Source organism: Rhodopirellula bahusiensis (genome assembly GCF_002727185.1).
GTDB classification, from domain to species: domain Bacteria; phylum Planctomycetota; class Planctomycetia; order Pirellulales; family Pirellulaceae; genus Rhodopirellula; species Rhodopirellula bahusiensis.
In genome coordinates this window covers 46,475-68,528 of the sequence record NZ_NIZW01000033.1, presented here as the reverse complement: position 1 = coordinate 68,528, position 22,054 = coordinate 46,475, and the positions used below count along the sequence as shown (strand labels likewise).

At 54.9% G+C, this 22,054-nt stretch carries 23 protein-coding genes and 1 pseudogene; 16 read left to right on the top strand and 8 right to left on the bottom strand.

Annotation, left to right across the window (positions count from 1 at the left end; genetic code table 11):
- Positions 1–118 (top strand): annotated as a pseudogene (locus tag CEE69_RS28080) (IS5/IS1182 family transposase); the annotation flags it as partial.
- 140 nt (positions 119–258) lie between these two features.
- On the opposite strand, the gene CEE69_RS28075 reads toward CEE69_RS28080, so the two are convergent.
- A complete protein-coding gene (locus CEE69_RS28075) occupies positions 259–579 on the bottom strand; it encodes a hypothetical protein (protein WP_099263845.1) in 321 nt (106 codons plus the stop codon).
- Between the two features lie 297 nt (positions 580–876).
- Here CEE69_RS28075 and CEE69_RS28070 point away from each other — a divergent pair, with 297 nt between their 5' ends.
- The 9 genes from CEE69_RS28070 to CEE69_RS28030 all read left to right on the top strand — a co-directional run bounded on the left by CEE69_RS28070 (position 877) and on the right by CEE69_RS28030 (position 11,294).
- A complete protein-coding gene (locus CEE69_RS28070; protein WP_233215727.1) occupies positions 877–2,940 on the top strand; it encodes a 2Fe-2S iron-sulfur cluster-binding protein in 2,064 nt (687 codons plus the stop codon).
- Positions 2,937–3,701, top strand: coding sequence for a hypothetical protein (locus CEE69_RS28065; protein WP_008665485.1), 765 nt, complete (start codon positions 2,937–2,939; stop codon positions 3,699–3,701). The genes CEE69_RS28070 and CEE69_RS28065 overlap by 4 nt, the downstream gene beginning before the upstream one ends.
- A 12-nt stretch (positions 3,702–3,713) precedes the next feature.
- The gene (locus tag CEE69_RS28060; protein WP_008665484.1) at positions 3,714–4,499 is read left to right on the top strand and encodes a cytochrome c3 family protein; all 786 of its coding nucleotides are present in this window, start codon (positions 3,714–3,716) and stop codon (positions 4,497–4,499) included.
- A gap of 180 nt (positions 4,500–4,679) precedes the next feature.
- Positions 4,680–5,885, top strand: a complete 1,206-nt coding sequence (locus CEE69_RS28055) for a cation:proton antiporter (RefSeq protein WP_008665483.1) — start codon at positions 4,680–4,682, stop codon at positions 5,883–5,885.
- A gap of 206 nt (positions 5,886–6,091) precedes the next feature.
- Positions 6,092–6,439, top strand: a complete 348-nt coding sequence (locus CEE69_RS28050; protein ID WP_143549356.1) for a hypothetical protein — start codon at positions 6,092–6,094, stop codon at positions 6,437–6,439.
- Between the two features lie 271 nt (positions 6,440–6,710).
- The gene (locus CEE69_RS28045) at positions 6,711–7,127 is read left to right on the top strand and encodes a hypothetical protein (RefSeq protein WP_037249582.1); all 417 of its coding nucleotides are present in this window, start codon (positions 6,711–6,713) and stop codon (positions 7,125–7,127) included.
- A gap of 326 nt (positions 7,128–7,453) precedes the next feature.
- Positions 7,454–9,025 (top strand): ferredoxin reductase family protein, encoded by a 1,572-nt coding sequence (locus CEE69_RS28040; protein WP_099263843.1) that lies wholly within the window; start codon positions 7,454–7,456, stop codon positions 9,023–9,025.
- 156 nt (positions 9,026–9,181) lie between these two features.
- A complete protein-coding gene (locus tag CEE69_RS32620) occupies positions 9,182–10,312 on the top strand; it encodes a tetratricopeptide repeat protein (protein WP_158231089.1) in 1,131 nt (376 codons plus the stop codon).
- 103 nt (positions 10,313–10,415) lie between these two features.
- Entirely contained in the window at positions 10,416–11,294 is an 879-nt protein-coding gene (locus CEE69_RS28030) for a class I SAM-dependent methyltransferase (RefSeq protein ID WP_099263842.1), read from the top strand.
- 70 nt (positions 11,295–11,364) lie between these two features.
- Here CEE69_RS28030 and CEE69_RS28025 read toward each other — a convergent pair whose 3' ends face one another.
- The 3 genes from CEE69_RS28025 to CEE69_RS28015 all read right to left on the bottom strand — a co-directional run bounded on the left by CEE69_RS28025 (position 11,365) and on the right by CEE69_RS28015 (position 14,158).
- The gene (locus CEE69_RS28025) at positions 11,365–12,153 is read right to left on the bottom strand and encodes a hypothetical protein (protein ID WP_099263841.1); all 789 of its coding nucleotides are present in this window, start codon (positions 12,151–12,153) and stop codon (positions 11,365–11,367) included.
- A gap of 211 nt (positions 12,154–12,364) precedes the next feature.
- Complete coding sequence (locus CEE69_RS28020) at positions 12,365–13,510, bottom strand: acyltransferase family protein (RefSeq protein WP_143549355.1); 1,146 nt, start codon at positions 13,508–13,510, stop codon at positions 12,365–12,367.
- Between the two features lie 45 nt (positions 13,511–13,555).
- Positions 13,556–14,158: a hypothetical protein gene (locus CEE69_RS28015; protein WP_158231088.1), complete on the bottom strand. Its 603-nt coding sequence runs from the start codon at positions 14,156–14,158 to the stop codon at positions 13,556–13,558.
- A 456-nt stretch (positions 14,159–14,614) separates the two neighbouring features.
- Here CEE69_RS28015 and CEE69_RS28010 point away from each other — a divergent pair, with 456 nt between their 5' ends.
- From CEE69_RS28010 to CEE69_RS27985, 6 genes are all read left to right on the top strand, one after another.
- A complete protein-coding gene (locus CEE69_RS28010; protein ID WP_233215726.1) occupies positions 14,615–15,133 on the top strand; it encodes a hypothetical protein in 519 nt (172 codons plus the stop codon).
- A gap of 164 nt (positions 15,134–15,297) precedes the next feature.
- On the top strand, positions 15,298–15,579 hold the full coding sequence (locus CEE69_RS28005) for a DUF5676 family membrane protein (protein ID WP_008663266.1): 282 nt from the start codon (positions 15,298–15,300) through the stop codon (positions 15,577–15,579).
- Positions 15,580–16,443 carry a class II glutamine amidotransferase gene (locus CEE69_RS28000; RefSeq protein ID WP_099263838.1) on the top strand — a complete coding sequence of 288 codons (864 nt, stop codon included), beginning with the start codon at positions 15,580–15,582 and terminating at the stop codon, positions 16,441–16,443.
- A 141-nt stretch (positions 16,444–16,584) separates the two neighbouring features.
- On the top strand, positions 16,585–17,943 hold the full coding sequence (locus tag CEE69_RS27995; RefSeq protein WP_099263837.1) for an APC family permease: 1,359 nt from the start codon (positions 16,585–16,587) through the stop codon (positions 17,941–17,943).
- Positions 17,944–17,952: 9 nt separating this feature from the next.
- Entirely contained in the window at positions 17,953–19,302 is a 1,350-nt protein-coding gene (locus tag CEE69_RS27990; protein WP_099263836.1) for a site-2 protease family protein, read from the top strand.
- A gap of 14 nt (positions 19,303–19,316) precedes the next feature.
- Complete coding sequence (locus CEE69_RS27985; protein WP_099263835.1) at positions 19,317–19,745, top strand: class I SAM-dependent methyltransferase; 429 nt, start codon at positions 19,317–19,319, stop codon at positions 19,743–19,745.
- Between the two features lie 205 nt (positions 19,746–19,950).
- Here CEE69_RS27985 and CEE69_RS33405 read toward each other — a convergent pair whose 3' ends face one another.
- The 4 genes from CEE69_RS33405 to CEE69_RS27970 form a co-directional block, all read right to left on the bottom strand.
- On the bottom strand, positions 19,951–20,241 hold the full coding sequence (locus CEE69_RS33405) for a hypothetical protein (protein WP_233215725.1): 291 nt from the start codon (positions 20,239–20,241) through the stop codon (positions 19,951–19,953).
- A gap of 201 nt (positions 20,242–20,442) precedes the next feature.
- The gene (locus CEE69_RS33400) at positions 20,443–20,886 is read right to left on the bottom strand and encodes a hypothetical protein (protein ID WP_233215724.1); all 444 of its coding nucleotides are present in this window, start codon (positions 20,884–20,886) and stop codon (positions 20,443–20,445) included.
- A 165-nt stretch (positions 20,887–21,051) separates the two neighbouring features.
- Positions 21,052–21,558, bottom strand: coding sequence for a hypothetical protein (locus tag CEE69_RS27975; protein WP_099263834.1), 507 nt, complete (start codon positions 21,556–21,558; stop codon positions 21,052–21,054).
- Between the two features lie 91 nt (positions 21,559–21,649).
- Positions 21,650–21,994, bottom strand: coding sequence for a hypothetical protein (locus tag CEE69_RS27970; RefSeq protein ID WP_233215723.1), 345 nt, complete (start codon positions 21,992–21,994; stop codon positions 21,650–21,652).
- Positions 21,995–22,054 lie beyond the last annotated feature (60 nt).

Sequence of the window (22,054 nt, the reverse complement as noted above, 5' to 3'; positions counted from 1 at the left end):
GCTCAATCGCTTCCGAGCGATCCTAATACGATGGGATAAGAAAACTCAAAACCATCTTGCTGGGCTACACATCGCTCTGGCCTATTTTGTCTACAGTAGAATCGGGGTTCTCGGATAGGTTCTAAATCAGATGCACGAGAAAACGAATCCTTCACGACCATCTTGAAAACTGCAAACGGTTCTCCTGCACACCAGATACACGTGGAGATGGACTTCCATGCAAATCCTGAATTTGCGTCACGCGATAGAGCAGAAAGTTCACCGACTGCAAGTCGAAGCTCGGTAGCTGGCCGCGATATAGGGCGACGCAATCGAGGGCACACCAACCGCGATGCTGTTTCGCTGAACCTGTCGGGGCAAGACCGTATAGCGTCGCGTCGGCGGTCGCATGCGTGGCTGCATGCGTGGTTGCATGAAACTCACTCTGAATCGTTGTCGATAATTGGGAGGCGGGTCGACGGGGAAACCATAGTCATCCGACTTCCCCGGCCAGTACGAATCAGACTGGTCCGCCGAGGCGGTCGGAAGCGTAAACAGAAGTGCGAAAACAACGAGCAATGCACGGATTGGAGTCTTCATCACGGCTCTCCTTGAGTAACGCGCAAGCAAACGGTTGACGCCAACAAGGTGTTCGCGTCTCCAACCCTTTTGATGCTCTCTGCCACGCTGTTCTTCATTCAGGGCAGATGATTTGCCTTTAATGACATGCTTTTGGTTTACTGGCCACGTCGGATTTTGTTGACAAGCCGCGAAAACTCCCGCGAATCATGAAGATAAGTGAAGTTGGGAGCATCCAACGGCATATGACCGTCTGACGAACTTAGCTGCCCCATTGCAATACAGACCGCATGCACCGACTCATCGAGGGAAACAGGAATGAAATTGAGCCTTGTCCCGGCACTCGTACTCGGATTGATAGCTCTGACGCCACTGACAGCCAGCGCACAGATTTCGCCCGAAGAGCATGCCAGCCACCATCCGGAAGAAGCCGCCGCTGACGGAGCCGATTCCGGGATGGGGAAAGGTCCGAAAGGAATGGGCGGCATGGGGAAAGGCGGGCCGCCCGAAGGTGCCGGGCCGGGCATGATGGGTGGTGGTGGAGGAATGATGGGTGGTGGCAAAGACGGCGGCGGAATGATGGGTGGGGGCGGGATGGGTGGCATGATGGAAAAGATGGGTGCCCCCAAACCCAAAGACCTCTATCCATCGCTGATGGAACTGCCTGACTTGCCGATGGAGCGACGCGGCGAGCTCGAACAAGAGGCCCACCAGCGCATGATCGCCGGAACGCGCGTGTTGAGCGAAGGCTTTGACGAACTCGCGGGTTCCGCTGGAAGCGATGACTTCGCAGCAATGCAGGCTGCCACCGACAAAATCCGTGAGGGGCTAGGTGACTTTGAGAGTGGTTTGGCTGCGCATCGGGCGCTGCGTGAAGGCAAAGCGCCACGCAATGTTGCCCTGCAATGGTTCAAGAACGAGATGAACCTGAGCGATGCTGCTCCGATCGCATCGTCCAACGCGATGCTCTGGGGAATGACACCTTTTCACTCAATCATCATGGCAATCTTGATCCTTTTCGCTGCTGCAATGATCTGGATGTACTTCTTCAAAATGCGGCGCGCCGCTTCGCTGCTCGAAAAGCTCGCCGTGGCTGGTGGAGGAGGTGGGAGTGGAGGAGAGGGGGAGTCTGGGAGTCAGGGAGTCAGGGAGAAAGCAACAGTATCCAACTCCCCATCTCCTCCACTCCCAGACTCCTCATCTAAGACCTCCCCATCTCCCAATTCCTCCACTCCCGCCTCCCCACCTTCCGCCAGCGCCTGCTGCGACACGGACGATGACTGCAAAACCGAGACAGCCGCATTGGAAATCGACACCGGTGGCTTGCTTCCGGTGGCCAAGAAAAAACTCTGCCGCTTGCGCGTCGCTAAGATCATTCAGGAAACCGACGATGTTAAAACCTTTCGTTTGGTAGCCTGTCACGGTGGCGGCATTCCCTTCAGTTACTTGCCCGGTCAGTTCCTAACGTTCACATTGCCTGTTGCCGAGAAACCGATCAAACGCAGCTATACGATTTCGTCTTCGCCCACGCAGGGCTACTACTGCGAAGTCACGGTTAAACGCGAAGACAAAGGAGCTGGCTCACGTTACTTGCACGACCAGGTGAAGGTTGGTGACACGCTCGAGGTAAGAGCGCCGAGCGGTCGGTTCACTTTCACTGGCCAAGAATCCAGCGACATCGTACTGATCTCCGGCGGCGTTGGAATCACGCCCATGATGAGTATCGCCCGAGCGCTCACCGACATGGCTTGGCCCGGCGAAATACACTTTGTCGTTGCCTGTCGCGATCCAGAGCATTTTATCTTTGAGTCGGAACTGCAACGCTTGCAATCAGAGTTCGAGAACTTGCAGGTGCATGTTGCGATGAGCCGTATCGACGACGACACGAACGGCTACCGGAGCGGACGACTTGGCAAAGAGATGCTGACCGAATGGGTTCCCGACATCGCGAAGAAACGAGTTCATATCTGTGGTGCTCCCGCGATGATGGAAGCCACGAAGGAAATGCTGGCCGAGTTGGGCGTTCCCGCAGAAAACATCCATACAGAGAATTTTGGTTCCACTCAGAAGCCGAAAGCCAAGGTTGCGAAAAAACAAGAAGCAGAGGAATCCGCATCGACCGGAGCACGGGTCAAGTTTGCCACGTCGGAAAAAGCGACGGAGTTTCAAGCCGACGAAACCGTGTTGGAAGCAGCCGAACGCATTGATGTGGATATTGACTATTCCTGCCGAGTTGGTACTTGCGGAATGTGCGTCGTCAAACTTCTGTCTGGAGACGTGGCGATGGAAATAGAAGATGGCCTGGAACCCGAAGACAAAGAGAACGGAATGATCTTGGCCTGCCAAGCGAAAGCGGAACAGAATGTGGAGATCGAAGCGTGAAGGAACGCGAAAAGATTGTCGTCTCCGGCCTCGTCATGCTCATGCTGCTCGCATGGCTGGGATTTCCACTGCATCACTCGCATCGCTTCGCCGGGAGCTTTTGGGGCGGCGTCTTTGGCGTTTCCGGTGCGGTGCTAATGCTTGTTCCTTTGGCTTACTTGATTGTCAAACGCAACCGGAAACTAAAGCAAGCCGTCACCAAGCATGTCTCAATGCGGACGCTGTTGGCTTGGCACATTTACGCCGGCGTCCTAGGGCCGATTTTGGTGATCGTTCACAGCGGCCACAAGTATGACAGTCTGCTCGGAATTGCGTTGACCGCCATGACCTTGCTGGTCGTTGTCAGCGGATTCATCGGGCGATATTTGATGTCGGGATTCGCCAAAGAGATCAAGGCGAAGAAGGCGATGTTGTCCGATTTGGAAACCGCATACGATCAGAGCGTGGTCGAATTGGGCTCGGACCCCGTGACCGCTCAGAGCCTTCGTCCATTTGCGGGTTTCTTTACCCGTTTATCAGCGAGCTTCTTTCTATCCGAACCGCAACAAGAGTCTCGCAGGGCAACCCGTGACGCACTGACTTTGGTTCGACTTGCCGAGTCGATCGCGGATGTCGAGTATGCGATTGCAACTCATGAGGATTTCAAAAAATGGTTCGGGAAGTGGCTGAAATTTCACATTGTGATTTCCTTCGTTCTGTATGGGCTCATGTTGGTTCACGTGTACTACGCGGTCTACTTCGGCTTGCGGTGGTTTGAATAGCAAACGGATTTTATGAAACGCAATCTAATCATCTTCGCTGTCATCACTACCGTGATTTCAGTGACCTATGTGATGGGCCTGATCCCAACGGCTGTAACCGAATCGGTTTCAACGGTCCTGCATCGTTCCGTCAACCCAGGGACGCTTTCGGCGGCTCACGCGAACTTGGGCGACAACTGCCAGGCCTGCCATACGCCGGTCATGGGTGTGGATACCGTCAAATGTATCGTGTGCCACGCCAACAACGACTCCATCTTGCAACGGCAACCGACCGCATTTCACGCCAGCGTCGGGACGTGCAAGGAATGTCATTTGGAACATCAGGGATACGATGCCAATTTGTCCGAGATAGATCACTCGTTGCTGACATCCATCGGCCTCAAGGCACTGGAGGGTGCCGAGCCGGGCAGTGAGGAGCAAGCGGCCCGAGTTGGTCTAGCGGACAAACTCAAATTTGCCAATGCACCTCATGACCGGATTACATTGCAAGAATCGGTGCTTGATTGCAAGTCTTGTCATTCCAACGACGACCAACACCAGGGGGTGTTCGGAAACGATTGTGCGCAGTGCCACGCGACCGACCGTTGGACGATTCCCGAATACAAGCACCCGTCAACCAGTTCGACCGACTGTAACCAGTGCCACCAAGCGCCGCCGAGTCACTACATGATGCACTTCAAGATGATCTCGGCAAAGGTCGCGGGTAAGCCTCACGCACGGGTTGAGCAATGTCACCAATGTCATCAAACGACGAGCTGGAACGATATTCAACGGGCCGGTTGGTACAAGCATCATTAGGAGTTGAAAGTTGAGAGTGAGGGCGACGTAGAATAGTCGCGAAATCCGCTTTTCTCTGTCTCATTTTCGCGCTGGCAACTTCCAACTCTCAACTCTCAACTCTCAACTCTCAGCCCCTAAACCATCTTGAACGAACTCTCCACCCTACTGCTCCTCCTGACCTTTTTGCTTCTTGCGCTGATGGCGATGCGGCGGGTGAGTGATTGGCTTGAGCAGCCGTCGGTCTTGGGAGAACTCTTGCTGGGTGTGATCGTTGGGAACGTTGGATTCTGGTTCGGGTCGCCGGTCTTTGCGGTTTTGATGAATCCTGAGTCAGCGGAGACGCTCGTCGAGACGGCACCGGTGGCAACCCATGTCGCGACGATCTTCGCAGCGTTGGCCGAGCTTGGAGCCATCTTGCTGTTGTTTTCAGCTGGACTGGAGACCAGTGTCGCCAAGATGAAACGTGTCGGTGGACGGGCCGTGTTGGTTGCGATCATAGGTGTCGTTGCACCGTTTGCGTTGGCGTACGGAACCTGTGTCGCCTTGCATGTTCAGATGACGGTTGCTGGGCATCTCTTTTTGGCAGCAACGCTAAGTGCAACAAGCGTTGGCATCACGGCAAGCGTTTTGAAGGATTTGCGGGCCATGGGCCGACATGAATCCGAAATCATCTTAGGTGCTGCCGTCATCGACGATGTGCTTGGACTGGTGCTATTGGCCATCGTGTCGCGCATCGCAACGAGTGGCGATCTTGCCCCTTGGTTGATTGCACAAACCAGCGGTACGGCTTTGGTCTTTGTCTTCCTCACTCTGCTCTTTGGCGAAACTCTCGCGGCTCGCGGCGCAAAGTTGTTTCAATCGCTCGACAAACAGAATGGCCGCGAGTTTTTTGCGTTGGCCTTCACGTTTGGATTTGCATGGTTAGCGCAGTCCGTCGAGTTGGCCGCAATTGTGGGTGGGTTTGCCGCTGGGTTGGTGATGCGAGACCACGTTGCTCCACTTCGATCTGCATCTGAAAATGGACGAGTTCCCCCAACGATTTCGACGACGATCGCTCCGCTGGAGCGGTTCTTATCACCGTTGTTCTTTTTGTTCGTTGGAATGCAAGTTGATGTCACGTTCTTTTTCGACAGCATGACGTTGCTACTGGCAGCGATCTTCACGCTCTGTGCCGTGATCGGGAAGCTCCTGTCAGGTATCGTCGCGGGAAGCAATCTCAGTCGGCTCGCGGTTGGAATCGGAATGATCCCACGAGGAGAAGTCGGACTTGTGTTTCTTGGCGTCGGTCGGGGGCTAGGTGTCGTGAATGACTCGCTCTTCGCAGCCCTTGTCATCGTCGTGTTCGCGACAACGATCGTGACGCCACCGTTACTCAAATGGTCGCTACGACGCGATGATGCTTGAGACACAAGTGTTATCAGAGCGACTTGGATGTGTGGTCAATTCGATCTCAGGGGATTTCCTGCTCACTAAATCGAAATCCTTTAAGGTGTTTATACAAAAGGACTTGCGGATTTTCGCAGGACACCGGCACGGCAAATGCGTTTCTTGTCCATCAACGATCACCGAATGGGTCGGGGGTCGTCCTCCCAAGCAAAAGGTACAGAACGATGAAACGAATTGCATTGATTGCCCTGTTCGCCGGCGTGTTGGCGTTGATTCCGTCGAGTTTCACGCACGCTGCCGACTACTTACATGGACATGCCTACATTGGCGGGCATGGGTACGTTGGTGGGCATGGCTACTCGGGTGGTCATGGTTACGTTGGTGGTCATGGCTATTCCGGCCACGGGCATTCCGGCTTCGGACATGTTTCGAGACGCCTCGGGCACGGCGCAGGACATGGGTATCCCTACGTCTCGCCGAACTATGGGAATCATGGGTATTACCGGTCGTACGGACATCAGCGCGGGGTTCGGATTTCGACGCCTCACTTCGGCTTGCGGATCGGCCACTAAACGCCGTTGTCTCGGATGCGACGACCAGTTGCCTTGTCGATACCGCTAGAACCGGCTTGTGTTTCCGGCGGGCGTCGATTGCGACGCTTCCGGCCTCAAAGGTGCGGCAAATGGGGTTAGACGAATTGGGCAAACTTGATTGCCAACTTGTTCAGCTCGCAATCTCATTTTTTGCGGTCGAGGAGGAAATCCGTGAAGGAACCGGTCGACTTGAGCATCAAACCATCCGAACGAACTACAAACATCAACCTCTCAGGGAATCGAGGGAATCATGTCGAAGGGAATCGCATCGCTGGCTTTACCGCTAGCATTCACACTTCTTTTTGTCCTCTCCGGGTGCGCTCGCGATCGCTACGCCTCTATTGGAGCAACCAGCGGTGGCTGCGGCAGCGGAGGATGCGGCAGTTCTTCCGCTGGCGGGTCCAGTTGTCATGACACTGGCGGTGTCGGGATGCCTCCACAAGCCGTGGCTCAGCAGCAGACAATGACTCACCAGCCCGCGGTGGCAAGCAGTGGCGGTGTCATCAATCACAAGCTCTGCCCCGTGATGGGGGAACCGCTCGGTTCGATGGGCGACCCCGTCCCCGTGACGGTCGGCGGTGAAACACTCTTCGTTTGCTGTCGTGGCTGTGTGAAGAAGGTCAAGGCCGATCCAGCCAAATACTTCGCGATCGCTCGCAACGAATGACCGAAAAGTTTTTGAGTCCCGCGAAGAATGCGGGGCCACCGATCATCTAAATCTCGTTGCCGTCAAGCAGCCCCAGTGTCGGGGCTTGTCGGCATTCTAAAAAAACTATTCTCGATCAAGGATGAATGAGATGAAGAATGTATTTTCCGCTGCTTTTTTGGTAATCGTTTTAACGCTAACGGTTGCGGCTTCCGGTTGCGCCTCTTCAGGCAGCGGCTATGGAGGCTCCGACGGGCATGTCGGGCATAGCCACTAAGGCGTTGCATGGCCCGAACCGGCGATCACAACTGACGAACGAACAAAGCGAACTAGGTTGATCGAATTTCATGAACTCCCCTGGTGAAATTCGGCAACCGTTCGCTTCCGTTCTGCTGGCGACGCTGTACTTTGCTGCAGTCGTCTCGCCCGCCACGGTGGCGGTGCTTGCCGTGCCTCAGACCGACCACTCGTTGCTGAGCGAGATTGCTAAAAATTGTGGTTTGGTCGGCATCGGCATTCTGTTATTTCAATTTGTGCTGGCGGGCCGGTTGCGATGGATCTGCGATGTGTTCAGTCTCAGCGAGGTGATGCTCTTTCACCGCTCGATGGGACTTCTCGCAATCGCCTTGCTGTTGCTGCATCCGGTGTTGCTCGCCGCCGGAGAGGGCGATTGGAGTTTGATCTATGGATGGAGCCAGCCCTTGTACATCTGGGCGGGCAAGCTTGGGCTGCTGGCGCTAATCACTCACATCGTCGTCTCCGTTTTTCGGACTGCACTCAAACTGAGTTATGAACACTGGCGAATGACGCACGATGTTTTGGCCGTTGCGATCATCGGCTTGACTTTAGTTCATGGTTGGTTTGCCGGAGGCGACTTGCAAGCCTGGCCGATGCAATTGCTCTGGATTTTACTTGGCGGGGCGGCCATTTCCGTTTTGGTTTGGCATCGCTGGATTCGCCCCATGAAACTTGCCAGCCAACCGATGCGTGTCGTCGAGGTGCGGCAAGAAACGCCGGACGTCTGGACACTTCGCTTGGCGGGAGTTGAAAATTGGACTGCCGATCACCTGCCCGGCCAGTTTCAGTTCTTGACATTTCCCGACTCCTGGGCCGTTCCACCTGAAGAACACCATTTCACGATTGCGTCCAGCCCCACCGCGGAAGGTTACGTCGAATCAACGATCAAGGCTTCGGGCGATTTCACGAGGAAGATTCAGTCGATTGAGCCGGATGACCCCGTGATTGTTCACAAGGCATTTGGGCATTTTTCGTACCTGATGCATGCGAATGAAAACGCATTTGTGTTTGTTGCCGGCGGGATCGGTGTGACGCCGTTGATGAGTATGCTGCGACATATGCGGGATACCGGAAGTCAAAAACACGTGCGGTTTTTGTTCGCCAACAAAACAGCAGCTGACATCGTGTTTGCTGACGAATTGGCTCAAATGCAGGCAACGCAATCTCCGCCTTTGACTTTGACGCATGTGTTGTCCAATGCCGATGAATCGTGGTCCGGCGAGCGGGGTCATATCGATGCCGAGAAGATCGAGCGATTGCTCGGCGAGATTGAGTCAACGACCGGCGTTTATGTTTGCGGACCGGCGGCGATGACGAAGCAAGTGATCGAAGGTTTGCAGGATCGCGGGGTATCGCATCGCCAAATTCACACGGAATCTTTTTCGCTTGCTCATGACACAGCACCGACGAGCGCCGGCAGCCTGTGGCGGAGGCGTCTGACGGTCGCCACCGCACTGATGGTAGTGGTACTGGTGGGTGCTGTGGCGTTGTGGCGCGCCGATGGGGCTTCTGCGGGAAATGGTCACCAACACTCGCACGGCCACAGCCATAGTTCGAGTGACGGCGGATCGCAAGAAGACGTTTCCCCATCCGAAGAGACGCATGACCACGCCGCCGAATAAGAATTTGGCGAAATCGGTGCGGTTTTACTGAAGAATGCCGGGCTGCCGAGCATCGAAGCAGATGGAAGCTCGCTATCACGGTATTCCGCCGAGCATCACTTGGTGGATCGATCGCGTGCCACATCGATCGCTGCTTGCCACCGAAAGGCGTTCACAATGAGACGCACGCATTTAAAAATCCTACTGGTTTCGGTTTTCTTTTTTGGAATAGGGTTCCAGTCCGCCGTGGTGGCACAGCATGGTGGGGGCCACGGCGGTGTTGGCGGGCACGGCGGCTTTGGAGGCCACGGCGGCTTCGGCGGGCACAGCGGTTACGGTGGGCACAACGGCGTTGGTGGGCACAACGGCGTTGGTGGTCACAGCGGTTTTGGCGGGCATTCGGGATACGGCGGTCATGGTTTGTCCACTCATGGCACTCTTGGTCATGGTTACAGCAGCTTAGGGCATGGCGGCTACGGGCATGGCGGCTATCTTCACGGCGGCTACGGGCACGGAATCGGGTTGGGTATCCACTTGGGGGCAGGTATCGTTCATCACGCGTACTATCCCCACTACGGAACCTATGGGGGATACTATGCGGGCGTTTATCCGTACTCGTATTACGATGTCGATCTTTACTCCTCGGCTCCCGCTTCGAGTTACGTTGCCGGTTCGTCGCAAACGCCGCAAAGTTATTCCGTTGCGAAGCCGGCGATTCCAGACGCTGCATCCGCTACAGCCTCATCGAACAGCCCTTCGGATGAATCGTATCGACTATCTGCCGAAGCTGCATTCCGTGCCGGGCAGTTCGGTCGAGCGGCGAAACTGGTTAGTCACGCTTTGGTAGAAGACCCAGAAAACGTCCAGCTTCAATTGTTGCTCGCCCACGCATTGTTCGCTTCGGGTGACTATCGCGGTTCCGCGTTGACGATCCATCGCGCGGCGTCCATCGGCGGCTTGAGTGAACTCGGTTACGATGTCAAGAGTTGGCGGAATTTGTACCGCGATGGCAGCTATACCGAAGCCATGAATCGTCTCAACAAGTTTGTCGCCGAGAACCCCGACGACGCTGCGGCGAGGTTCGTCAGAGGCTATCATTTCCTGTATTTGGACAACCATGCCGACTACGCCAAGAGAGAGTTATCCAAGGCGTTGGAACTGGAACCGGGCGATCGCTTGGCGTCAGACTTGATCGCAAGATTGGATGGCGATCCGATCGGACCACCGACTTTGGACGCCGAGCCGTTAGAGTCCGCGTCTTCCGCGACGCCCGCCGTCGATGATCATTCCACACACACCCACCCTTAGACTTGAGAACTCGAACCGACTGATTTCTATCGGCTTATCCAGTACAGTTCAAAAATGGCGAAGCCCCGTTACAGTTGTTCATTCGCGTCGTTTTGAGCGGTAAATGAAGTCCACACGTAAAATCAACTTGCAATGCCCCGTTTGTGGGATTGCTCAGTTTCGGTTTCGCTTTGAGAAAAAGGGACGTGATTTCTGGCGGTGCATGTCGTGCGCTGGTGAGCTGCTGTATCCGTTGCCAACGGTTGACGAACTGGAACAGTACTACGACGAAAGCTATTCGGAGGGCATGTATAGCGATTTTGCTGCCGCTCAAACGATGAAACGCATGACGGCTCATAGCCGTCTGTCAGAACTAAGCCGATACGTCCCGAGCGCCAGTGGCGGTCGATGGCTGGATGTTGGGTGTGCCGACGGAACGTTCGTGGCGGTTGCCAAGGAGAAAGGTGCGGATGCCCAAGGCGTCGAGCTCTCAGCAACGGCAGTGGAACTCGCTCGTCAGGCTGGCCTGAATGTTCACTCTGGGACGGTCGATTCGCTACCAAACGATGCTCGCTTCGATACCATCACGGCATTTGACGTGATTGAACACGTGTTGGACCCTCGCGATTTCATTCGTGCTTTACGCATGCGAGTCCGCGATGGCGGGCATATTGTCCTGACACTTCCCGACCTAAACTCAATGGCCCGCCGGTTGATGGGATCGCGATGGTATTTTTACATTCCTGAAGAGCATTTGCACTATTTCAATCGCCAGAATCTAAGCCTGCTACTCCAAGAAGAAGGATTCACCGTCAAAGCGGCTTGCCGAACGTACAAGCCTTTGACGTTCGACTACTCGCTCGTCCAATTCGCTGAATACAACCCGATGATACACCGAGTGCTCAGTACCATCGGGAACTTAATGCCATCCCGGCTACGATCAAAAGTCATTCCGCTTCCGATCGGCGAAATGATGCTGATCGGCCAATACAACGCAACATAACATTGAGGATTGGTGAAATACCCCAGTTTTGGGAACCGGGCTGCTTCGACGCGCTATCGAGTGAATTGGTTTATCTCAAATCCATCCCGCCGAAGGCATCAATTTCGTGCGGGCGTGCCAATTGAATCTTCCGTCCTGTGAACGCTTCGAGCTTTTGGTGCAAGCTACCGATGCGTTGTTTCATGTTGGACAAGAATCGGTTTTGATTCGCGTCCTTCTTGTGTGTTGCCATTGAGTTGCTGAAACCCATTGACTCCATCTCGGCAAAGTGTGACTCGTCGTACGTCGGTTGAACCAACTCAGCCAACTTGCCATTTCGCCACATCGTCGCCTGTTCGAGGTGAATGGTGGCCGCGTTGAGTTCCCGGCAAACGCAAGTCACATCGCCATCGGCCCCGTCCTTCTCCAATTGACAGCAGCAGGTGTCGCTCTGGACGCAGTGGTGTGAAGCCAGTGCGACGTGTGCTTCGACAAAGGCTCGTTGCAGTTCGCCATAAGCCTGAACCTCGCCACGCTCAACCGCTGACGCCAACAGCTTCAAGTCATGGACGGACTTCTCGATCGCCACCTGAGATGTTGCGTCGGCACGAGCCGCTTCGAGCCGCAAAAACGCCAACGCGGTTCGCAGCGACGATGCGGCTTTCTTGTTGTTGCCGGAGAGAAAATGCTTCCTCGCTAGCTGAAAGTTCTCGCAAGGCTTATTCACGAAGGCAGACAAGATATCAGCGTCCACGACGACTTTGTTTGCCGCATGATGTCCCGCGTGCTCTTGGCCTAATGCAGACGAGGCAGAACCTGTGACACCCACAGCCACTGCCAAAGATGTCACGACCAGCTTGACTTTGAGTGCTCGCAACATTTTTCTTTCCCTTCATTCCGTGTGATGGAGCAACCTAATTCATCCGTGTTCGTGGCATCGACAGTTGCTCACCAGCAGCTTCAGCGTCGTACGCCAGGATGCCGGTGTTTCCACGAAATGGCTCGTCATCGGGCGACGTTTTTCGCCTAAGCCGCATACTCCCCCAAGGTATCGAGGCTCTCCGTTTGACGCCCACCCTCTGTCCCTGCGGTTAGGCCACTTTGAAGTGCCGCTTCAGTTGCAAGCAGTGTTTTTCCAGAATGTGCCAGCTCAGCAGAGCGATCCCGTAGGTTAACAAAAACATGAATGCGATGTAGCACAGATGAGCGATGATTGAATCATCACCCCCGAATCGCTCAAAGACACTCATCGAAGAAGGCAACATTGCCACCAATGGAATTAGCGGGCTTTGAAAGACATACATCGCGTAGCTGTACTTTCCCAGCGAACGCAGCAACGACGATCGAAACAACCGTCCCAGGTTCATGCGACTTTCCGGTCGTAATACGACCGCAATCAGCAAGGCAAACGTCACCGGAAACGCAGTCTCAGCAGCGGTTAAAAAACGCCTGTTGAAAAGCGCGATTGCCAACGTCGCTAGTGCAGTGACCACAAGCCCAATTCGCAGGCGGTTGATACCGACTGTTCGATCGTTTCCGTCGCTTCGCGTTCGCTGATGGATGATCAGCATGGCTCCGATCAACATGGCGTCAAAGCGAAAGAAGCTGAAGACGTCGGTCGCAACGTCATTTTGACTCATCGCCGCAAATGCGATTCGGCTGGATAAACAGACGACGAATCCGATGGTCGCCACCCGAAGCAACCATCGGTTCGGCACCGTGAAAATAATCGTCGGCCAAATCAGGTAGAAGTGTTCCTCCACCGCCAGTGACCAGAAGTGATCCAGGCGTCCAAAGTTCCATTGCCCAGCCAGGCTCATGTGAACGTTGGTTAGGTACGTCCACAAGTAGAACTGCTTGTCGGTCGCTTGCTCAAACGGGTTATCGCGACCGGTCAAAATCGGGATGATGACGACGAAGATGGTGAGAGCGACGAAGTAGAGCGGAAAAATCCGCAGACTTCGGCGGGCCAAGAAATTGCGGTACCGATTGGTTGTCGATTTTGCGTCGAGCAACACTCCGGTGATTAGGAAGCCAGATAGAACGAAGAATAACTCGACGCCGCGACTCCCCAAGGTGAGCGCATCGTGCAGCAAGCCACCGAGCCGGGTGTCGATCGGAATGTCGCGGCTAAAGCGATAGAGCGTGACGAGCAAAATCGCCAAACCTCGAACCCCATCCAATTCTGGAATGTGTTTCGAGGTGGCGTTTGTTGGCTTGGTGGGCGAACTACTCATGCCCTCACGTTCGATCCGTCGTTGGTTTGACGTTGAGACCGTCAATCAATGCTGATGACCAGCATGCGGATCATTGGCGACCGGAGCTGAACCGGTCGTGGGCGCGGACACTGCATTGGACATGGGCATAGGAGGTGCCTGATTGCTGCTAGGTGCAGCGGGCTGGCCTTGCAAGGGTGCGCTCCCGGACGTGCTGAGCTGCATCATCGTGGGCAATGCTGTTGGTGCTTCGCCAGTCTTGCTTTGGCAGCAACTCGAACCGCCATCGGCACAGCAACTTGATCCTCCGCCAGCACAGCAGCTCGGGACGTTGCCGGTGAGATTAGAAAACGGCGAAGTCGCCAGTGACGAGGCAGGTGAGTGCTGAGCCGGCATGGTTGTTCGCGCGTTCATTGGCATCGCAGCGCGCGGTGCCGCGTAATTGGCGGGCGGATTCGAGTAGAAGGGCGCAGCGGAATAGTCGCTTGGGCCGTACTGACTCGGGGCTGGTTGATAAGCGGGCGATGCGATCGGAAACCCGCCTCCTGAGTAGTACGAGGCGATCGGAGCGTTAGTGGCGACTGGCGCTTGAGCACCACCCGAACATCCGCAACCAGCATTCGCCTGGGCGGGGACGCCGATCAATCCAGCCAGTGCTACCGCAGCCATGAACATTTTCATCATCAAAATCTCTTAGTGGGGTTTCGGAAAGGTGAACATGGCCGGTTGGATGCACCGAGTCGTCGAATCCTTCACAGAAAATTGAGATCGGTCAGACTGCCGCACTTTGCTGGCATTTGGCTCTGGTGGGCCTCCAGGCAATTCACGAATGCTTCGGACGCGCGGATCTCAAAAAAGATTCGGAGTTCCTGTGAAGAATCCGATCAGGCCAAGCATCTAACCGGGCAACGTACAACGTTGTGTTTCGTGATCGCCAAAAAGTGTCGATTGTCGGCTCGGTCGCGAAAGATTGGTCCCCAAACCCTGAATCGAAGGATTCTCCGAATGACGATCAAACGATCACCCCTTTTGTTTTCGCTAGCCCTTGGATTGGTTGTCAGCGGCCTTGGTTCACTGTCCGCGGTTGCTCAAGAGCACAACCACGCGGGCCATGACCACCAAGCCATGATGAAGAAGGAAGCCAAAATTAACGAAGCGCTTTCTTCCTTGTCCGCGGAAGATCAAAAATACGCGAAGGCTCAGCGCTTCTGTCCGATTATGACCTACGACCGCCTCGGCTCGATGGGCACGCCGCTGAAAGTGATGATCGAAGGCAAGCCAGTCTTCCTGTGCTGCAAAGCATGCGTGGACGACGCAAAAAAGGGTGGCGAAAAAACAGTCAAGACGGTCATGAAGTTGCGTGATTCAACGGCAACGCTTGCCAAACTGCCCATGGAAGAACGCATGGCAGTCGAAGCACAGAAGTATTGCGCTGTCGCGAACACGAGCTTCCTCGGCTCAATGGGCGCACCGCTGAAGCTAGAGATCGACGGCAAACCCGTTTATCTTTGCTGCGGAGGCTGCACGAAGAAGGCGCAAGCCGACCCGGCCGGAACATTGGCAAAGGCCCAAAAGCTGATCAAAGCCGGAACGCTTGAAGGCCACGATCACGCCGCGCACGGACACGGCGATCACAAGCACTGATGTGAAGCGAGCTGGGAGTCACGGAGTACAAATTTTTCCCCATCTCCCTGAGACTTCCCCTCTCTTTGACTCCATCCCAAACGGGTCGCATCAGTCATCACTGATACGACCCGTTTTCGTTAGGTCACCCAATCAAGTCTGCAATTCTAACCGAAGGCAAAGCGATGCAGAAACTGTCACCCATGCGATTTGGCCTCGGCCTCGGTACCGCTTGGTCCCTGTTTTACTTGCTGTGCATTTTGACGATGAATCTGTTGCCGCAGCAGACAACCGTCTGGTTGTTCAACGTGTTTTTTCACGGCCTGGATGCCAGTTCGATCATGCGGTGGGACATTCCATTGTGGGAGTCGGCCGCGAGTTTGGTTTTGAGTTTTCTTGCTGGATGGTTGTGTGGTTTCACTTTGGCGATCGTCTACAACTTCGGCTTGAAATCGGAGTCGGCCTAGATGTGCCGTTTCGTCCTTTACCGCGGCGAGCCGATCACCATCGACACCCTGACGACACGCCCCAAGAACTCGATCATTCACCAGAGTTTCCAGAGTCAACTGGGCGAACAACCGCTCAACGGCGACGGGTTCGGTTTGGCGTGGTATGTACCGGACTTGTCGGATTCGCCAGCACTGTTCCGATCGACGCAACCGGCTTGGAATGATCGAAACCTGCAGCAACTCGCCGAGGTTTCTAAGAGCCATTTGATCCTGGCCCACGTTCGTGCCGCCACCGGCGACACCGACGTATCTCAAGCGAATTGTCATCCGTTCGTTGGCGGTCGTTTCGTGTTCATGCACAACGGTTCGGTGGCAAACTATCACCAAGTCCGCCGTGGTTGGATGCAAACCCTTCGTGATGAATCATACGATCAAGTTCGTGGTCAAACCGATTCGGAATTGATGTTCGCATTGTTTCTTGGCGAGCTTGGCGATTCAAATGGGATCGGCCCAATGTCCGAAGCGGTCCAAAACGTGATTCGCAGGGCCGAGCGAACGCGAACTGAACAGAAAATCGAAGAACCGAACTTTTTGAACTTAGCGGTGACGAATGGTCGCGAGGTCGTCGCGACACGATTTGCTTCCGACAACGCAACACCCCGCAGCTTGTTTTTTGCCCAGGGCGAAGGTTGCGAATGTGAAGACGGTGAGTTTCTGACGAAAACGACGGGGACTCATCAACAGGAACCTAGTCGAGCAGCGTCCACAGTGATCGCTTCGGAACCACTGAGCGATCAACCGCTGTGGACCGAGGTTGCTCCAGGTCAGCTACTGACTATCTCCAGCGACGACAGACTCACAAACGAACCTATACGCATCTAGGCAAGCACAAGATTCAGTAGTGGACGACGTAACGAATCCAAACTGATCCGATACCGTGGCATGGTATTTGCCGCCTGTGTGAGATGTAGGTCTCTATCGGGCCCCTTTCTCCCTGCTCCCACTCTCCCAACTAGACAAAGCATGAGCGAAGAATCCTCCGGAAGCAACCAATACGAAGAAAACAGTCTCTCGTTGACCGGATCGGTCGCGATGGGCACCGGTGTGATGATTGGGGCTGGGATTTTCGCGCTCACCGGGCAGGTGGCTGAGCAAGCCGGTGGCCTCTTTCCGCTCGCGTTTCTTGCTGCTGCGATCGTTGCCGGCTTCAGCTCGTATTCGTACGTGAAGATGGCGCAAAAGTACCCGTCGGCTGGCGGCATCGGAATGTTTCTGATGAAGGCTTACGGTAAAGGCACCGTCACGGCGGGTATGGCACTATTGATGTACTTTTCGATGGTCATCAACGAAAGTCTCGTCGCGCGGACGTTCGGAACCTATACGTTGCAATTGTTGAATTTCGAAGATACGGCGTTTTGGACTCCCGCATTGGGCGTTGGTCTATTGATCGTCGTGTTTCTGATCAACATCATGTCCACAAGCTTCATCGGCAAATTCTCGCTTGTGACGGCGGCCATCAAGATCGGTGGCATTCTGATTTTCGCCGGGGCCGGATTGTACGTTTCTGGATTGTCGTTCGAATCGATCGGCGTGACCGAACGAACGTCGGGTACGAGTTTTCTATCTGCGACGGCGTTGGCATTACTTGCCTACAAGGGCTTCACCACGATCACCAACAGCGGCTCGGAAATCAAAGAGCCAACCAAGAACATTGGTCGCTCAATCATTTGGTCACTGTCGATTTGTTTGATCATCTACCTTCTCGTCGCATTGGCCGTAGCCGGCAATCTGAGCGTCTCGCAGATCATTGAACACCGCGATTACGCTTTGTCGAAAGCCGCCGAACCCGCTTTCGGGCAGTGGGGCCGTTACTTCACGGTGGGTCTGGCCGTCATCGCGACGATCTCGGGATTGCTCGCCAGCACGTTCGCTGTGTCGCGGATGCTGGCCATGCTGAGCGAAATGAAGCTTGTGCCGCACAAGCATTTCGGGATGCCCGGCGACATGCAAAAACACACGCTCGTTTACACCATCGTGATCGCCATCGCGCTGACAATCTTTTTTGACCTCGGCCGCATCGCATCTCTCGGGGCGATCTTCTACATCGTCATGGACGTCGCCATTCATTGGGGCGTGCTGCGACATTTGAAAGAAGACGTCAAAGCGAATACTGTCATCCTTGTCACTGCGATCGTGCTCGACATTGTCATCCTCGGCGCGTTCGTATGGATGAAGGCGACCAGCGACATGCTGGTAATCTGGGTTTCCATTGTCGGCTTCGTCGTGATTTTCGCGGGAGAACGTTGGTTCTTGGCCCGCGTCGATGATTCCGATCATGAAGATCAACTCGACGAACAACGGAAAAAGCAACACGCGACGTAGGAGTACACCATGACCACACGGACCAACCATTCACCCTGGCTATCCATCCTATGGATTCTTTGCCTCGCAATCCCGCTGGTGTTTCTGCTGACGGCCAGCGGAGGCGGGATGCACAGTATACTTTGGATGTGGATTATTCTGTTGCTGTGCTTTTACATGATCGCGAGCATGGCGGTTGCGGGCCGGGCAGCCGGACGAACCGACGAGGAATCGATCGCCGATGACGGTGTGCGGATGATTCCCGACGGCGAGCAGCCACCGGCGATCGCGTCGGTGATGGATGTCCGAGTTGCGACGCGGCAGCAGGGCGTCGGATTGTTTCGCGGCCGGTTGAACATGCCAGCCGACGAAGCGTTAAAGAGACTCGAAAGCGAACTGGGCGAGAACGCGGTTCCGTTGATCCAGCAGGACGACGAACTCGGTACGGCAATCGTATTGATGAATCGACCAACCGAAGAAACGACGTTGGAGCGTCCGACGCGGCTTTGGCTGCATTGGTTGCTGTTCGCGTTGACGTTTTTGACGACGACCTACGCGGGAGCGTTGCATCAGGGCGTGAATCTATGGGAGCAACCGGGGGCTTTCGCCGTCGGTTTGCCGTACTCCATCGGTTTACTACTAATCCTCGGCGTACACGAACTCGGTCATTACTTCACCGCGAAACATCACGGGCTGAATGTCACTCCGCCGTTCTTCATCCCGATTCCGTTTGCATTGGGGACGTTCGGGGCGTTCATTCAGATGAAGTCGCCAACGCGAAACCGTCGAGCATTGTTCGATGTCGCCGTGGCTGGTCCTTTGGCCGGTTTGGTCGTTGCGATACCGGCACTTCTGGTCGGTTTGCAAAGCTCGGAAGTTCTTCCCCCGGAAACCGAAGTCGCCGGCGGAATGCTCGGCCACGGAACGTCGGCCGGATCGTCGATCCTGTTCGCACTGCTGTCGAAGATCGCGTTGGGCGAACAATTGCAGGACGGCTATCTCGTGCAACTCAGCCCGCTGGCGTTCGCGGGATGGTTGGGCTTGTTCATCACGGCGCTCAATTTGATGCCAATCGGGCAGCTCGACGGCGGCCACATGGCAAGAGCGATGTTCGGACGGCGAGTGGGCGAGACAATTGGTAGCGTCGCGATGTGGTCGCTCTTTCTGCTTGCGATTTTCGTCTGGCCCGGACTGTTGTTCTTCGCCTTGTTCATCTTCTTCATCGCCGGGCGCGGCACGCCACCATTGAACGACATCACACCGATTAGCAGCGGCCGTCAATGGATTGGTTATGCGACGTTTGTCATCCTGGCGATGATCCTGATTCCGCTACCGCACAAGTTTTGGCAAGCGGCCGATATTTATTGCCCCTACTTGTAATTGGAGATTGAAGAATGCCGACTGGAGATTCGTTTGTGCGAGATCGCTGTAGAGGTGACATGATTGCGTTGCTGGACGTTGGCGGCGAAGGCCGATACGCGACGGCAATGAACCTCAATCCGAGTGCCGAAAAAACGCTCGGTCCTGACAAGGGACGGCCGATCCCGAATCGAATCGACGGACGAGCCGAGGATATTCCGCTGCCGGATTCGTCGGTCAAAGCGATTGTCGTCGAACGCACACCGCTTCGCAACGAAGCGATTGACGAACTTGCAAGGGTTGCCACCAACGATGCAACCTTGGTCTTTCGCCATCCCGTTGACGAACACTCCGACCCGCACGCACGGGTAGTAGAGCAAATCAACGGCGAAGTCGAGATTGGCCAATTGGAATTTGATGGCCAGATGGTTCAACAACTGACGATCCGACTTGGAGCAGGCTAGTCGTGAGCTAGAACCGAAAAGCGGGATGCCCCGACTTGACGATGCCAGAACACACTGTACGCGAGCGACATCCTGACGGTCAACCTGAATTGCAGTGAGTGAATTAGCACGAGGATGCCGATCGTGAGCGACAGCAGGATCGTGACACTGACCCCCGATTCCGCAAATTCGCCGACGAGATCGTCGCGACAAAAAGACAGATCGCCTAGATGAAACAGCTCATCGCAGACTTAGAGGCGAACGCATTGGCATTGAAAGATTGACTCGCGAATGACGTCTCTTGCTTGTAGGCCAGTAGTCGCAATACATTGAAGACCACAGCCAAAGTGTTGCCTTCGTGTAGAGCGACGGCGGGGCCGATGTTGAGGCCAAGTATCGTGGCGGGGACCAGAAATGCGACCATGCCAAGACTCATCCACAGGTCTTGACGGATGATTGATTTTGTGGAGCGGCTCAGTCCAATGGCCAGTGGCAAGTGGTCGAGGTTGTCGACCATCTGGGCAACGTCGGCGGATTCGAAGGCGACGCCCCCTTCGCTTGGTAGCTCCTATATTTCATTGACCTTGTCGTCAGGCATCATGTCGCTACGGGCTTCGTCGAGGCCGACTTCTAGTGCGACCGCGTAGCCTTCCAAGGCGTGACCGATGCTGAATAGGAACAACAACAACGCGTAGCGTTCTTGCAGATCAGACGATGACTAATCATCCAGTGCCTTTTCGATCGTCCTAGCGTCGGTTATTTGACGATCGAATTCGACTCGAACGACTCCGTCCGGGGAAACCACCGATTCAATGACTCCGTCGATGCGAGCCAGACGCGATTCGATGGCGGATGCTCGGCGTGCATGCATCGGGTCGATGCGCTGATGCCAATGCCCATACCGTTGGTCAAGCTCCGCACCGACTTGATGAGCGAACTGGCGAACTTCGGAAACCGAAATTGCATCAGGATCGAAGTGGATTCGAAAGCTGGCTGGTTCCGTATCGTCAGACGACTTGGCTTCGATTTCGACGACATGAAGCTTATCCACGCCACGCTTCGCCGATACCAAGTCGATGAAGCGGGTCATGCACCGATCGTCTTGGTCGTGAACGCCGGACAGGATTGCATTGACGTGAAAGCGGCTCTTGTTGTCTATCATGGTTCCGTCGTCTTTTGTCTATCACGAAAAGCGGCTCCCGACCCAACGAGGGCTAGTCGTATGATGGGTCGGGAGCCTTGCCGTCTACGGTGACACACCGCACACGACTGGAGCAAAGCGTGTTCCCGCTTGATGGGTCAATTATCAATCGAGGCTTCCTCGTTCTTAGTGGTCATGTTCGTGATCATGCGAAATCTTGCCTGTGTAGGATTTGCCTTCGATTTGCACGATGACCGCACCTTCGGCCTCGGCTTCGAGCCACTGGTCCATTTCGGCATTGGTCGAAGCGAATCGTGACGACTTGCCCGATGCGTCTTCGGCTTGCGGGTCGGCGGGAAGCTCGAACGACTTCACTTTGCCATCATGCTTTAGGCTGACCGTTAGCTTTTCGGCTTCGATCGCGACCGGCTGCGTTGCCGAACCGTCAAGGACATACATGGCGACCGCTCCGGTGCCGTGCATCATTTCGATGTGGAACGCTTCTTTGCCTAGTTCGACCAACTCGCCGCCGTGGGGTCCGTGCTCGGGATGCCCATCCATCTCAATCATCGGTGGCATTTCGTCTATCTCGACCGGGCCGGATGCTTCCGGAGCTTCGGAGACCTGCACATCCTTCTCGGAACATCCGAGAAGAGTGAAGCAAGCGAGGGTCAGAGCGAATAGATATTTCATTTCAGATTTTCGATTGAAGATTGGAGATTGAAAAAGAAGGAGAGATCGGCGACTGATAAATCTACAATCGCCAATCTCAAATCTTCATTGTTCAGTGGGCGTGTTTGGTCTCGAAGCCGAGCTTTTTTAACCATGTTTCCCACTGGTGAGCTTCTTCGTGGCTTTTCAACGCCATCTGCTGCCACTTTGGACAGCGGTAGTTGACGTCCATGTGTCCGCCGTGCGAGCCGACTTTGACTTCGCAGCGAAGTTTCTTCAACGTGCCGACCAACTTGTCCGCCTTCTCGCCTTCGCTGTGTGTGGTCTTCCACTTCTCCAAGCGATACGACACCAGTTCTTTGGCAGCCGTGTTCGGCTCAGCGGCCTTCGCCAACATGCCACCCAACGAAACCGATGCGACCAAAGCCGCGACTGCAAACATTCGTAAATTCAACATTTCAAATCCTCCGAGAAGTGAAGTCAGATTGAAGATTTCCGATTGAAGATTGAGGCCACG